Below are 14,305 nucleotides of genomic sequence, written 5' to 3'. Positions count from 1 at the left end.
GCTGCAAAGTTATTTACAGAAGCGTTTGCTAACGATCTGCCAAGATTTCGAGCCACTGGTACTTTAATTTCTCTGATGTAAGAGCAATATCTGGGGTTGGATATTGAAAACAATCAAAAATCTGTTCAGCCAAAACAAGAAGACTAGTCAACTCAGGATTTGTAGCCACAAACGATTCCCTTACGTTATCAACCTTGGTTCGGTACAATGAGGGTCTTAAAAAAGATGTTGCTTGATCAAGCCTTGATTCCATAAGGCTTGGATTCCAGCTCAGGCCCAATGAATCCACAATAGCTTGTGGACTATTAAGGAGCTGGTAGTACGTGAGAATATTGCGAGAATACGGACGTGACATACATTCTGCGCGAAATACTGAGCCAATCCACAAATTAAGAGCGTCGTATGGAGAGATTTTTTCTGCCTTGCACAAAGAAATAACAACCTCAACAGGAGAACGTAATATCAACAAAAAATCTAACTGCACTAGAGACTCAACTAGACATGGAATCATGCCCTCGAACAGAATACAAAGGCGAGGATCTTTCAAGACAAAGTGTTCATTCGTATTGTAAGCATTTTGCAAATCGTGCCAATAAGAATCAATCCAGTCTAGAGCCGCCGCTGATTTCCACCAACCAAAAGACCAGTGGTAAAGTTGCGACCAATGGCTATGTTGAGACAACAAAAATTGATCAGAAGAAGTGACTAAAGAAGTAGATTCCCAATAGCCCAACAGATTATTTTCGGTGGCACCTAATGGATCATTAGGTCCTGAAATACCAAAATTACCAAGCAGTCCAGTTAACGCTGATGTTCCACTACGGTGCATCCCTAAAACAACCGTCATCTGTTGAGGAAATGACTCATGCAAACGACGCCTATAAGCCAAATAGAATATACGGATACTCTGACTAAGTGATATGAAAGAGTCGGAAAATGAAAATATATCAGAAATGAGTATAAAATCAGCATCAGATTTGAGCAAGTCACTTAAGCTAAGGCAAAATAATTGAAGCCTATAGCGATATTGTTGATCATTTCTGCACGCAAAATTATTACAAGCACCAAGCAAATGAGTTGCGCAGTACCGAAGACGTGCCTCAGTAAAAGAGGTACGTTGTGGCACTAAAGCAGGCTTCCAATCCTCCTTCAAAATTTCAGAAGGAGATAAACTTAAAAGAAATCGCGCGAAGTCACTGAAAGTGGAACAATTACGACATTCAGCTGAATCGTTCAGAGAACGTACTGTATTGGTAACTTTCTGCCATCTTCCTGATAAATAATCATTCGCCAAGACGCGACAGGCAAGTATCTGATCAGTATTGTTCATTGGTAGCTCCCGAATCTCGTGAACTAACAATCAATTTCTGCATTGCACTAATCTGTGCGTTAGCGCACGATAAAAGATGCTCTAGTTCATGAATACGAGTATTCAGTCGGTTGACTTGCAAAGATTGATCTTTACCGAGAACATTTTTGACATTTGATTCCGAGAGATCAATTCCCTCATATTGCCCATGTGTCCAATAGTGATTGATCAACTCTCTGTTAGGGATCTGTGAGAGATCTGTTCTTTGAGAACGATAAAAATCAAAAGGAAAAATGTTCTGCAACAACTGAAGTGCGGGATCTTGGTCCGTCAATTCAGCGAGAGGAGTTGGATTACGTTGAGTAGCATCTTTCATTATTTTAGATACATCTCGAAAATCAGGCTGTGATAACCAGTGGTCAATCAGTTCAACATCTGTCATTTCCTGCGTCTGAGGATATAGTTCTCGATAGACATCAGCATTAAATAAGGCCAACAAACCACATCTGATTAAGGATAGATGCAGTGACGACACCTCAAGCTCAGGAGTCCATACACAAGAATCAACCGATGATTTGCAAAAGCCCGATGCCCCCAAAAATGCCTCAGCAGCCTCACGAGATTTAGAGCTAGTGACTAAACCACGCAAAGTGATGCGAGTACATCGGGCCAACCACTCCTTTGCACTTTGAAGAACAACTAACGGATCACCCTCACGTAAAATAAGCTCAAAGGTTGAAAGTGGATCTGAAAGACTTTTTTGATCCACCAATACAGTAGAAAGAGTGATCCCTTCAATCTTCCTGCTCTCAACTAATCTTAAGTTTGGATATTGTTCGGAAAATTCTGATAATTGAGAAGGCCCATTAAATCGCCTGTCTGAGAAACTATGCCATTCAACAATCTGATGATCAAGTTCTGATATCACCGTCTGATTGAGGAGTACTACATCGTCGGCCGACAATTCACGATAATGTGCACAAAAAGATTCCTGAGCAATCAATTCTTTCCTATCGATTGACTCGGCATTAATAATCAAACAAGGGTTTTCAGGGAGAAGCGTTGGTGAGGCGGGACAGCCTATTAATACACTTAGGCATAGACTGGACGTCATGTGAGCTTCGAGAGCTTTCTGCATTATAGACTGCGTGTAAGGATCAGGAATCAAATGCAGTACTGGTATTCGACAACAAATATTCTTTCATCGCTAAGAGACAAACTAGCCAAAGCAGGACTTAAACCACTTACATCGATCAATTCTGATAATGAACCTCAAAATGTGCTATTAATTTATTCGGCTCCCAATCAAGTGCTTGAACAAAAACGACTCGAAGAAAGCACCGCAACAACATGCAATGAAATTCGCGCATATTATGAAGAGTTATCCTTGTTATCTGCAAAATACAAAAATATCTCGTCAAGTTGGCGCCTGAATTCACTTGACAGTACATCAATCATAAGACTTTGTAATGGTGAGAATCCACTGCTAGATAAAAGTATTAACTTTCCCAGCCCCAAGTCCCTTTCAAGCTTACTAAGCCTAGAGATTGCGAGAAAAGAACCAAGAATTATTGATATTTACCTTGATCTAGAACTAAAATCACACTTATTTGGCCTGGAAGCTGACAGCAACTATCTACAAAGGTTGAGCCAAGGCTCATTGATTGATCTCGCACTCATGGACTGGTGGGAGGTCAACCTAGACCGCGAAGCAAGTTTTGAAGAAGTTGAAAATAGTTTAAATCAATTAACGCAGATGCAAAGTAACTATGATTGCCTTGTGCGGGAAAACGAACGACTGCAAAAATCTCTAAGAAAACAAAGAGCTAAATATGCACTCCTTGTAGAAGAGAACAAAGAGTTAAAAGAATCCTTATCGGATCAACCGATATCTAATAAGCCAGAGATAGAAGATCATAATCTAAGAGGGGATCATGATGAGGTAGTGAGTCAAGAGTCAGGAACGAACATGAGCGAGACAGAAAGACAATTAGAGGTCATAACTTCTGACAAAGGGGGGCTATTCCCTGCACTAGTACGACAACTTCTCAAACTGGCAAGCAAGAACAATCAATGAATCCCAACGATCACTGGTCAAAATCTTTTCAAGATTGGAGAAATGGAAAAATCTCTATTGGCTCTATACAAAAACAACTCAAACTATTCAAACGTATCGGCATAGATCTTGATTTAATCAAATCAGATCTTGCAAGCTTGCATGATTATTTAGACTGTCATCTACTTAACCCAAGATATTTACCCATTTCCCTGCTGTTGGAGCCAACAACATGGAACCCACTGGAAGATGGAATTCAAAAAATTCCCTTACTACTTCAACATCGGCACCTCTTATCAATCAATGAGTTACTAGTGAGTGGGACGCTTAATCAGATTTTAAATGGTCATCTGTCTCTTTACGGAGATCTACCGCCAATACCCATTGGAGCCTATGAGGCAGGCCTGAACAAAACACAGAGACAAATTACACGCACTAATAAAATCTCTTTGCTCGAACATCTCGCGACGGAGGGGTGGGATCATTTCCGTCGGCAAGAATCTGTTGCGACAGGCCTTGATCGATATCATCCAACAAAGTTACCCGCAATAAATTCCTCCGTTTTAACAACAAAGCATCTACTTTTAGTCATTGATGGAACAACACACCAAGCACAATCACTAGCTGTTGTAGGTGGTTGGAACGATGTGGTTTCTTGCTCTTTGGCAAATATGAATTCTTTGCCAAATCTGCTAAGAGAGAACTCTGCAGAGTGGATCACTATTTGTCATGCCAGCGATATGTTGGCCAATGGAGCCCTACATGCTTTAGCGGGACAACTCCAACAAACAAAAGTGGACACTGTGTTGACCTGCGATGACATTATTGTTTACCAACTTTGGAATGATGGGCTCGGATATGAACATCGGCAATACCGAAGCCCAGTATCAGCCATTCGTCTGTGTACCCGCGGAGGCATTGGAGGGCTGCTAACGCTACCCTATGATCTATTATTAAAGCGGTGTAAATTTGCTCCTAGTTATACCTGCCTAGAGGCATTGCGTCTGGACGTACTCCTACAGATAACTCGCAATCCGATCAAGACAACCCACTGTCATCAAGCGCTCGTCAAGCATCAAAGCTCTCAGAATCCTTCAATACCTGAACAAGGCTGGCCCAGAGAGCGATGCCCATTGAGTGATCAGCATTTAGATGAGATCGGTCGTATCAGAAGTCAGCATGCCAAACAATATTTTGGAATAGAGAGTGGGCTCAAGCCCAACCCGTTACAGGCAGGATGCCATGACTTGTCTCGTCCTACAGATAAATCATCCTTGGTATCCATATTGATTCCATTTAGAGATCAAGTAGAACTAACAAGAGTATGTGTTGACTCGATCAAGCTTAATGCCGGTAAAGAATGCACCTATGAAATCGTTTTAATTGACAACGGAAGTGTCGAAGATGCCACAAAAGAATGGATCAGAGAAGCCATCAAGGAAGACAATATTCAATGCATACGCCTCGACGAAAAATTTAATTACTCGCGACTAAATAACAAAGCCCGCCAGTTATGCAGAGGAGATTTTCTACTTTTCCTAAACAATGATATCAAGTTTATCTCCGAAAGTGTTCTTGATGTACTTCTAGATCCCTTTGCACATCCCAAAACTGTAGCCGTTGGTTCGAGGCTTAATTACCCCGATGGCAGCATCCAACATCAAGGAGTTCTCATTATTCCTGGTGAGCGTCGTTGCGTTCTTGAACCTGGCAAGCATCTTATTGAGCAAGAAGTGATTGCCAGCCTTTTGCCTCTCAGAACACAAGAGGAGTTTTCCGCAGCCTCTGCAGCCTGCTTGATGGTGAAAGCCGAGCGGTTTGACATGGTGGGTGGATTTGATGAAAAACTCGCCGTTGTATTCAATGATGTCGACCTTTGCCTCAGACTCAGGGATGCAGGGGGTAGCGTTGTTGTGACGCCACATGCAACGATCACTCACTACGAGTCAATTAGCCGCGGTAAAGATCAAGTTGGATTAGCTTGGGCACGACATCAACGTGAATCAGGACGTCTGCGCCTAAAGCATAAAAAAATTTATGCACAAGGTGATCCATTAACCAGCCCCCTCCTTCATCATCATTCAACAAGATACGAACCAATCCTGAAGCAAGTGGTTCCTCTCAGGCCAGCACGAGAAGAAGTATTGTTGACTTGGAGGCGTCCGGCAAGAAAGAATGACAAACGTATACCACTGATCTTTGCGCAATATGCCTCCAATAACGACAAACCAATTCGCTCTGACATTCTTGATCTTTTAAGGAAGTATCGGCGTTATTTTTACGTCCAAGTTGTTGCCGCAACACCATCCTTACTACACCACCCCCGTGAATTAACTACGCTCAGGAGCGTTTGTGATGGACTCATTATTCGACGTAATGAAGGATATGACTTTGGAAGCTGGATGACTGGTCTAAGGTTTTGTCGAGATCTGATCGATCAAAGACAATCTGTATTGCTCAGTAACGATAGTTTTTGGGGTCCGATTCGTCCCCTAACAGGCATGATCAATCGCCTTGCCAATAGCCAAGCGGATGTGATTGGTTTAACGGACAATCTCATGTACGAACCCCATCTACAATCTGCATTTCTAATGTTTAAACGTCGCGCTGTTTCTTGTCCGTCATTCTGGCAGTTCTGGGACAACATAATGTGTTGGGATGAAAAACGCAGCATTGTCAAAAACTATGAGGTCGGACTCTCTGTTCTTCTCAAAGAGAATGGGATGACTCTTGAAAGCCTTTATTCAAAGAATGCAAATGGCAATATTCTTCATGCTGAATGGAAATCACTCATTGAGGATCATGAGTTCCCCTTCATCAAGGTTAGCTTGCTTCGAGACAACCCTCATGAGGTAGACATTAAAGACTGGAAGGAAACCATCCGTCGCGGCAATCGTCGATTAGCGCGACAAATAGAAAATTACCTGGAAGAAGTAAAACGAGTGCAGCAGGATAATTGAACAATGAAAACACAACTTTCCAGACGAAACCAATAACATTCAGGAAAACAATTTAATCTATAAGCTCGGAACGAATCATTCTCATCCAAACTCCCAATAGGCCTTTTCAATTGATCTCTAAAAACAAAATCACAACCGATCGATATAAAAAGTATTGATTACACTAATCTTTAATCACGCCGCAATGCCGTCAGCATAAATCCTCCTACACCCCAGACCACGATCAAAACACCAAGGCACGATAGGAAAGCCTTCCAACGCCACGATGTCTCAGGTCCAGAGGGCATTTGCGGCTTGCTTAGCATCACAATGAATTTCAGCTGACGCTGACTCTCCATCCTACTGTTTTCAGCTGCACGCATAGCCGAGCTTAGAGATTCACTCGCAAAATTCACATCTGATTGCAAACCAGAAGCTTGACGGGCCAGTTTATTTAGGTCGCGTCCACCTGACCCAACTGCTTTTTGTCGCTCTTCCTGAATCTGACGCTCCAGTTCTCGCACTTGATCGCTAACAAGAGCCACCTCAGGTGCATTGGGATCACGAAACTGGCGACGAAGACTGGCCTCCTCGACCTTTAGATCGACTAGCCGAGATTCCAAGCCAGTGATGAAACCAGTTGTGGCATTCTGTTCACCCTGCGGATCCAATTGGCCATAACGATCCTGAAAGTCTTCCAGTGCATCACCGGCTTTTTTCAAGCGCGTTTTAGCTAAGGCCACCTGTTCCTCAGCAAAGCTCTGCTGATCAGCACTGATTGACTGATTCACTTCGTTGACAAAGCGTTGCGCTTGTTTGAGAAGATTGTTATTAAGTTGGTAAGCAGCATCAGCAGTAAAGGCACTGGTTGACAGTAGAATGGTTCCTGAAAGCTCTTGTGGGGTCACCTCGAGCTGCCGTTGGAAAAATGCAAGCTGCTCTTGCTCATTGGCATCATCACGCAGGCCACTCCATCGATCAGGAGCCTGAGGCGCATAGGTCGACTTGAAGGCTGAAGAATCAGGGAAGACAGCCTGTTTCACAGCATTGGATTTCAAATAAACCTGCAAGTAGCGTCCATCCTCAAGCGATGAAAGAACACTGGAGCTGAGCATTGAACCCAAAACTGTTGTTGTTGCCGTCGCCGGCGGCATCGGCTGCTTGATTACGAATTCAGATGTCGCTTGATAGCGATCACGGCCAATCCCGAAGCAATACACCCCCGAGATGGCAACGAAAGCGACCGCTAAAGTCCCAACATTAAACAGATTCCCCCATGTTCCCTGAAGCCCAGAGCGAAGCCTCGGCAGGAGCGAACTGGTTTGGACGCCTGTAAAGGATTCGATACGACGAACACCGTCACCCAGCCTCAGTCGCGGGGCAGCCGTTGGTGTTACGCGGGGCTGTTCAGTCATCGGCAAGAAGCAGAGCCTCATTGAGGAAATAAAACAGTAGTCCAAATCCACAGCTCAGAGAACTGCACACAAGCAAGTACTGCAAGCTGATACCAGGTATGGGATAGGCCACATTGATGCCATGGCGTAGCAATTCAACAGAGTGCAGCAATGGATTCCAAGTCACGAACGGACGAACTGGGCCTGGAAGTGTGTATACGGCATAAAAAATTCCAGACGTCCAGAGAAGCAAGCGATTGATTCCAAATTTTGTCAAGACCTTGACAATCGGGATGCGATGACCGATCACCAAAGCACTGATACCAATACCCAATCCCAGGGCAACGGTCAAAAGGAAATCGATTAGTACTAGAGCCGGATCGTCCAACTTGATCTGCCAACTCCAAAATGAAACGCCGATGAAGACGAAGACTAAAATTGCCCCATGAATTCTCGCTTCAATCAGCGCTGACGCCAGCAAAGTATCCAGTGGACGGATACGACGATAGAAAAAGAATTTCTGACGCTTTGAAACCCCCGTCAGCGCCTTGATTCCAATTTTCCTGAACATATAAAGGAGCGCGATTCCACACGTCAGCCAGAGCACAGGATTCAAGAAATCCGTAGACTTCAACCGAATAAAAATTCTTAAAGCCAGTAGTGTCAATATCAATGCCAGGGGTTCAAACAGAACACCCCAAGCACCAAAGGATCCCTTTTCAGCTCTGAGGACGAACTCCGTTTCAGAAAGCGCGAGAACGATTCTGATTTGCAACCAAAGACGATCAAGCGTCAACTTGATCTGTTCGACAAGTCCGGCTCGCATTTTGATCATGTCACCGGATGCGTCGCAAGACTTTAACTCTCACGATTGCGATCAATACACCCCATTGCATCTTCCGCGATCCAATTCAGCAAGGCCCGTTTCAGCCCGCCCTGGCAGCGTCGCTCCAGCCGCGCAAACACCAGCTGCAACGCCCGCTCAGCCAAACGTCGGCGCAGGCCATTCGGCAGCGCGATCAACGGACTGTCCGATGACAGCACAACTGCCGCTCGAGCCTGAGCCTCCACACCCTCCTGCTTGGGGACAAGCAACGCCGTGCACTCGAAGCGGATGGCGTTCTGCATAGCGCCGAGGCCATGAATCCAGCAGTCTTCAAAGGCAATCTCAAGTCCCTGGGATTGATCCGACCAATGCGCGGCAAACAGCACCTCTGGCCTGATCTCAAAACGCAGGATCTGGAACGGCCGCGATGCGTAGAGGAAGCGACCATCGCCCTTGCAGTCCATCCGCTGTCGGGTGAGCAGGGCGGCCATTGATCGCTTCGGGCGCTGGAAAAACCGCCGCAGCACAGCCTTCTCGCCACCGGGCAGCGCAACCGTGCAGCAATGACTGGCCTCAGCGAGGCAGGCGAAGGGCATGCATACGATTGTCGATTGGGATCGGCATTCTCAGATGGGCCAACCGATGAGGCAGGAGCACGACAGCATTGGAGGTGTCGACGTCCCCGCTGCAGCGCTCTGGGGAGCCCAAACCCAGCGATCTCTCAACAACTTCGCCATTGGTCATCAAAAGATTCCAGCGGAGCTGATTCATGCCCTGGCACGGATCAAACAGTGCTGCGCCGCGGTGAACGGTCGCCATGGTCTGTTGAACGACCAACAGGTGGCCTTGATCGAACGGGCGGGCCAGGCAATCCAAACAGGCCAGCAAGATGATCACTTTCCTCTGAGTGTCTGGCAAACCGGCAGCGGCACGCAGACGAACATGAACGTGAATGAGGTGATCAGCAACCTCGCTGCTCAGGAATCCGGAGAGAACCTCGGCTCGCACCGTCCCCTCCACCCCAACGACCACATCAACCGGTCTCAGTCCACAAATGACGTTTTCCCGGCAGCGATCCATGTAGCTGCGGCTCTGCAGCTGCAGCAGGAGCTGCTGCCAGAGCTGAAGCGGCTGATCGCGAGTCTCGATGCCAAGGCCGTTGCCTGGCAGGACATCATCAAGATCGGGCGGACCCATCTGCAGGACGCAGTGCCGCTTCGCCTTGGAGATGAAGTCAGCGCCTGGCGCGACCGACTCAGCGACGGCGCCCATTGGCTGACCACAGCCCATCAAGACCTACTGGCTCTGCCGCTCGGAGGCACAGCCGTCGGCAGTGGATTGAACACGCCGGACCGATTTGCCCACGAGGTTTGTGCTGAACTCGCCAGCCGAACGGGATCCGACTTTCAGCCGGCGGACAACCTGTTTGCTGTCATGGCGGGCCATGACTCCCTGGTGCAGACCATGGCTCAGCTGCGGCGCCTGGCCGTGACGCTGCTCACCATCGCTAATGACATCCGCCTGCTGGCTTGCGGACCCAGGGCTGGGCTGGGGGAACTGCTGTTGCCGGCCAATGAACCGGGCAGCTCGATCATGCCAGGAAAGGTGAATCCCACCCAGTGCGAGGCCATGGCGATGGTCTGCACCCAGGTGATCGGCATGGATGCAGCCGTCGCGGCAGCTGGTGCTGGGGGGCATCTCCAGATGAACGTGTATAAACCCCTGATCGGCTACAACCTGATCGAGGGCATCCGTCTGCTGCAAGACGCCTGCCGCTGTTTCCGGCTGAATCTGTTGACCGGGATGGAAGCAGACCGTGACCGGATCGCATTTTACGTGGAGCGATCCCTGATGCTGGTGACGGCTTTGACGCCGGAGATCGGCTACGAAAAAGCCTGTGCGATCGCCCAGCACGCCCACCGAGACGGACTGACGCTTCGAGAGGCCGCCATGCAATCCGGAGCGATCACAGACGAACGCTTTGACCAGTTGATCGATCCAGCCGCGATGGCCTCACCCCACCGCTGACCTCAGGCCGCCCGTTCGGTGGCAGGGTTCTGATCGCCAGCCTGTTTGAGCAAGTCTTCAGCCTCCGCCACCGGGAAGCGGTTGATCGCTCGCAGGGCCTGACGGGCATGGCTGCGCAACTGCTCACTGATCGCTTCGCAATAAGGCACCTGGGCCAGCAGATCCACCGTGCGGCGCATGATCCGCACCACATCCCCTTCATCCAGCGAGGTGTTGGCGATCAGATCGGACCAGTCAGTGCCTCTGGCCCATGACTCCACCAGCCCCATCAGCTCAGGCTCCCACCAGGCCGGCAACACCACACCGAGACGCTCCTGGGCCCGCAACAACTCCCTGCGTAATCCAGAGAGATCATGCAGTGCCTCCTCCGCTGCGGGAGGGGGAGGGAAGCCACTCCAGAGATCAGGCCGGTTGACCTCGGTACTGATCGCTTCAAACACCGCCGCCAGATCCGGCGCTGAGAGGTCATCGAGATGTCCACTCATCAAGGCCAGTCCAAGCCAAAGCTCGTTGTCACCACGTAAGGCCGCCACGGTCCGCCCGATCTCCGTGGGTGTCAGCTCATCAAGGCAGCCGAACTGCTGAAGAATCTCGAGCAGGGCCAGGAAAGTTTCCCAGTGGCGGTTGGAGCGATGGTGCAGCAACCGCTGCCGCTCCTCAATCTCCTGCTCCAACTCCTCCATCCGGCGCCGATGCTTCTTCAGCTGCTTGCGATCACCCCAGCGATGGGCGGGATGGGCTTCCTGCTCCTGTTCCAGGGCCTGCACCGTCCTGGCCTGGGTCAGCACTTCCCCCGCCAGGTCGTATTGAGGCATTGTCATGTCGTGGCGCCGGGCCACGTGCGCCACCGCCAGGGCCAGTCCTCCACTGGCCTGATCGCCATGGCGGAGTTCGCCTGCCTTGTGCAAATCAGGGGCCGTGACCCCATCCACCTGCAGACAGCTCAATTCAGCATGGATGCTGACGACGGACTGGCATGGCAACAACAGCCAGAGGTTCTCATCGCTCAAGCAGAGCAGCAGAGGGAACTGGCCTGGGCCCTCAATCTTGTCGACAATCACCGCAGGAGTAACCCGTCCGCGCAGCTGCGGTGACTTGAGGCTCACCAGCGTTCCAGTGCTGGCGAACTGAAGAGCCAGGGTGAGTTCGTTGGCCAGGGTCTCTTCAGCCTGCTGTTGAAGAATCCGCAGCAGGCGCCGCTCCTCCCGCAGGCGTCCTCTGAGCTTTTCGTACTCCTCGAAGTCTTCCCAAGGGATGTCCCCGGCCACCCCCTCGAGCTGTCCGAGCTGCAGCCTCAGCTGGGACAGCACGTCCTCCTCCTCCACCAGATCCAGGCTGGCGAGATAGCGCCCGAAGCTGCGCTCCACCAACTCCCGTGCCTTGTTGAGGTCATGGCGTTGCAGCAGGTTGAGCACCATGCCGTAACTGGGCGTGAACTGGCTGACCAACGGATCAGCCGGGCTGGTGGCCAGCTGACCGGCTTCCCGAACGCCCTCAAACCGGCTCTGAACGGTGACGACATAGCCCCTTGAATCAAGGCCGCGACGCCCAGCGCGACCGGCCATCTGCAGAAACTCGCTGCCCATCAGCGGACGATGACCCCGTTCCGTGCGCTTGGACAGGGCCGCAATCACGGTGGTGCGAGCCGGCATGTTGATACCGGCGGCCAGGGTCTCCGTGGCGAAGACCACCTTGACCAGGCCCTGCTGGAACAGCTCTTCGATCAACTCCTTCCAAGCCGGAAGCACACCGGCATGGTGCGCCGCGATGCCCCTGAGCAGAGCATCAGCATGGATGCCATCCCGCACCGCCTCAGGGTTCTCACTGCTGTAGGCCTTAAGCCGCGCGCGGATCCGGGCCTGTTCCTCTTTGTTGACCAGGCACTGAATGCCGAGATCGCGAACAGCCTTGTCGCAACCGCGGCGACTGAAGATGAAATAGATGGCGGGGAGCATGTCCCGTTCCGCCATCTGCGCCACCACAAAACTGATCGGCGGCGGCTCCGGCTGAGGAGGTTTAGCGGAGCGTCCCTTGCGTTTGTGCCCCTTCGGCGCCCGCCAGACCTTGCAGTTGGGATGCAGTCCGGTTCCGGCATCATTCAGAAGCGGATGCAATCCCTTGGCACTGCAGAAGCTGAACTGCAGCGGCACAGGCCGATAGTCACTGAGCACCAGGGTGGTTGGACCATGCACCTTCTGGATCCAATCGGTGAGCTGCCCGGCATTGGCGACCGTTGCCGACAGGGCCACCAGCTGCACCGAAGGCGGGCAGTGAATGATCGACTCCTCCCAGACCGTGCCGCGCTGGGAGTCGTTCATGTAATGGCACTCATCCAGCACCACGGCTTCCACATCCGCCAGTGGGTCGTCCTGTTCGCTGGCTTCCGCATAGAGCATGTTGCGGAAGATCTCCGTAGTCATCACCACGATTGACGCCTCACGGTTGACGCTGAGGTCACCGGTCATCAGACCGACGTTGTCGTCGCCGTAGGCCTCGCGGAAATCACGCAGCTTCTGGTTGGACAGCGCCTTGAGTGGCGTTGTGTAAAACACCTTCTGGCCATGGGCGAGGGCCCGATGGATGGCGTACTCCCCCACCAGGGTCTTGCCGGATCCCGTCGGTGCACTGACCACCACCGAGTGGCCCTGATTCAACGCATCAATCGCCTCCAACTGGAAGTCATCCAGTGGGAACGGAAAGATCTTCGATGGGTCGAGGCCGGACGCAGCCATCACGGGCCCTGAACACCTAGACGAATCCTAGGGATGTGAGCTGTTGAGGACCTCTGCATGGTCGGATCGACGCCAAACGGCGGCCAGGGCGCTGCCCAGCAGGCAGTGGACCACAGCTGAGATTGCTCCAGGCAGAGCCGTCAGCGGACTGGAGAAGCCGCCCGTACGAGCCAGAACAACCGCCAGACCAGAGTTCTGCATGCCCACCTCAATGCTGATGGTGCACTGGGCCTGGCTGGAGGCACCGACCAAACGAGCCATCAGAAAGCCCAGCAGGAAGCCTCCGCCATGGAGCAGCAGACAGGCCAGCAGCAACAGCGCCCCCTGCTCCAGCAGCAGCTGGCGCTGACTTCCCACCACGCTGGCCACGATCAGCACGATGGCCACCACAGCAATCGGAGGCATGACCGGCTCAACGCGATTGGCCAGCCTGGGCACCCCCTGTTTCAGCAGCACCCCGCAGGCCACGGGCACCAGCACCACCTGCAGCACCCTCAGCAGCAGCAACCAACCATCCACCGGCACGTACTGGCTGGCCAGAAGTTCCGTGAGCCGTGGCGTCAGCACCACAGCCGCCATGGTGCTGATGCTGGTCATCACCACCGACAAGGCCACATCCCCCTTGGCGATCAGCGTCACCACATTGCTGGCGGTCCCCCCCGGACAGCAGCCCACAAGGATCAAACCGACAGCCAAGGGTGCCGGCAGCTGCAGCAACACGGCAATCGCAGCAGCCAAGCTGGGCATCACCAGAAACTGGGCCGCCACCCCCAGGATCACAGCTCGAGGCTGTCGGCTGACCCGCAGAAAGTCTCGCGGTGTCAGGCCCAGGCCCATCCCCAACATGATCACCCCCAAGCCGATGGTGATCAGTGGTCCACGAAACCAGACGAACAATGGAGGGTGCAGCAACGCCAGCAGAGATCCAAGCAGCGTCCAGAGCGGAAACAGCGTGGTGAATCGCTCGAGGGACATCACCGGCCAACGAAACACCCATCCTGATCGCCGGTGACCGCCCAGA

General features: G+C 51.2%; 10 protein-coding genes. 3 read left to right on the top strand and 7 right to left on the bottom strand.

Annotated features, from left to right (window positions below; translation table 11 throughout):
* Positions 1–28: 28 nt before the first annotated feature.
* Complete coding sequence (locus tag TX72_RS13790) at positions 29–1,330, bottom strand: sulfotransferase family protein (protein ID WP_148228758.1); 1,302 nt, start codon at positions 1,328–1,330, stop codon at positions 29–31.
* Complete coding sequence (locus TX72_RS13785; protein WP_148228757.1) at positions 1,317–2,423, bottom strand: hypothetical protein; 1,107 nt, start codon at positions 2,421–2,423, stop codon at positions 1,317–1,319. Before TX72_RS13785 ends, TX72_RS13790 begins: the two co-directional genes overlap by 14 nt.
* 54 nt (positions 2,424–2,477) lie before the next feature.
* Between TX72_RS13785 and TX72_RS13780 the strand changes: the two genes are divergently transcribed.
* Both TX72_RS13780 and TX72_RS13110 read left to right on the top strand, forming a co-directional pair.
* On the top strand, positions 2,478–3,386 hold the full coding sequence (locus TX72_RS13780; RefSeq protein ID WP_148228756.1) for a hypothetical protein: 909 nt from the start codon (positions 2,478–2,480) through the stop codon (positions 3,384–3,386).
* The gene (locus TX72_RS13110) at positions 3,383–6,325 is read left to right on the top strand and encodes a rhamnan synthesis F family protein (RefSeq protein ID WP_011127508.1); all 2,943 of its coding nucleotides are present in this window, start codon (positions 3,383–3,385) and stop codon (positions 6,323–6,325) included. Before TX72_RS13780 ends, TX72_RS13110 begins: the two co-directional genes overlap by 4 nt.
* A 170-nt stretch (positions 6,326–6,495) precedes the next feature.
* Here TX72_RS13110 and TX72_RS03125 read toward each other — a convergent pair whose 3' ends face one another.
* From TX72_RS03125 to TX72_RS03115, 3 genes are all read right to left on the bottom strand, one after another.
* Positions 6,496–7,719 carry a KpsE/RkpR family capsule polysaccharide export protein gene (locus tag TX72_RS03125; RefSeq protein ID WP_148228755.1) on the bottom strand — a complete coding sequence of 408 codons (1,224 nt, stop codon included), beginning with the start codon at positions 7,717–7,719 and terminating at the stop codon, positions 6,496–6,498.
* Positions 7,712–8,494 (bottom strand): ABC transporter permease, encoded by a 783-nt coding sequence (locus tag TX72_RS03120; protein ID WP_158305717.1) that lies wholly within the window; start codon positions 8,492–8,494, stop codon positions 7,712–7,714. The genes TX72_RS03125 and TX72_RS03120 overlap by 8 nt, the downstream gene beginning before the upstream one ends.
* Before the next feature lie 62 nt (positions 8,495–8,556).
* Positions 8,557–9,120, bottom strand: coding sequence for a DUF1997 domain-containing protein (locus TX72_RS03115; protein ID WP_011127505.1), 564 nt, complete (start codon positions 9,118–9,120; stop codon positions 8,557–8,559).
* Positions 9,121–9,154: 34 nt separating this feature from the next.
* Here TX72_RS03115 and TX72_RS03110 point away from each other — a divergent pair, with 34 nt between their 5' ends.
* Complete coding sequence (locus TX72_RS03110) at positions 9,155–10,552, top strand: class II fumarate hydratase (protein ID WP_042504173.1); 1,398 nt, start codon at positions 9,155–9,157, stop codon at positions 10,550–10,552.
* 2 nt (positions 10,553–10,554) lie between these two features.
* Here the strand turns inward: TX72_RS03110 and TX72_RS03105 are convergent, their stop codons facing one another.
* Both TX72_RS03105 and TX72_RS03100 read right to left on the bottom strand, forming a co-directional pair.
* Complete coding sequence (locus TX72_RS03105; protein ID WP_011127503.1) at positions 10,555–13,284, bottom strand: DEAD/DEAH box helicase; 2,730 nt, start codon at positions 13,282–13,284, stop codon at positions 10,555–10,557.
* Between the two features lie 27 nt (positions 13,285–13,311).
* Positions 13,312–14,259 carry a bile acid:sodium symporter family protein gene (locus TX72_RS03100; RefSeq protein ID WP_042503076.1) on the bottom strand — a complete coding sequence of 316 codons (948 nt, stop codon included), beginning with the start codon at positions 14,257–14,259 and terminating at the stop codon, positions 13,312–13,314.
* Positions 14,260–14,305 lie beyond the last annotated feature (46 nt).

Origin of the sequence: Parasynechococcus marenigrum WH 8102, from assembly GCF_000195975.1 — a bacterium.
In the GTDB taxonomy this organism is placed as follows: domain Bacteria; phylum Cyanobacteriota; class Cyanobacteriia; order PCC-6307; family Cyanobiaceae; genus Parasynechococcus; species Parasynechococcus marisnigri.
Note: the sequence above shows the minus strand (reverse complement) of the source record. Positions and strands in the feature narration are given on the sequence as shown.

Coding starts and splice junctions, on each gene's coding strand:
- TX72_RS13110 (WP_011127508.1), top strand. CDS start 3,383: ATGAATCCCAACGATCACTGGTCAAAATCTTTTCAAGATTGGAGAAAT.
- TX72_RS03100 (WP_042503076.1), bottom strand. CDS start 14,259: ATGTCCCTCGAGCGATTCACCACGCTGTTTCCGCTCTGGACGCTGCTT.
- TX72_RS03115 (WP_011127505.1), bottom strand. CDS start 9,120: ATGCCCTTCGCCTGCCTCGCTGAGGCCAGTCATTGCTGCACGGTTGCG.
- TX72_RS13780 (WP_148228756.1), top strand. CDS start 2,478: ATGCAGTACTGGTATTCGACAACAAATATTCTTTCATCGCTAAGAGAC.
- TX72_RS03125 (WP_148228755.1), bottom strand. CDS start 7,719: ATGACTGAACAGCCCCGCGTAACACCAACGGCTGCCCCGCGACTGAGG.
- TX72_RS03105 (WP_011127503.1), bottom strand. CDS start 13,284: ATGGCTGCGTCCGGCCTCGACCCATCGAAGATCTTTCCGTTCCCACTG.
- TX72_RS03110 (WP_042504173.1), top strand. CDS start 9,155: ATGGGCCAACCGATGAGGCAGGAGCACGACAGCATTGGAGGTGTCGAC.
- TX72_RS13790 (WP_148228758.1), bottom strand. CDS start 1,330: ATGAACAATACTGATCAGATACTTGCCTGTCGCGTCTTGGCGAATGAT.
- TX72_RS13785 (WP_148228757.1), bottom strand. CDS start 2,423: ATGACGTCCAGTCTATGCCTAAGTGTATTAATAGGCTGTCCCGCCTCA.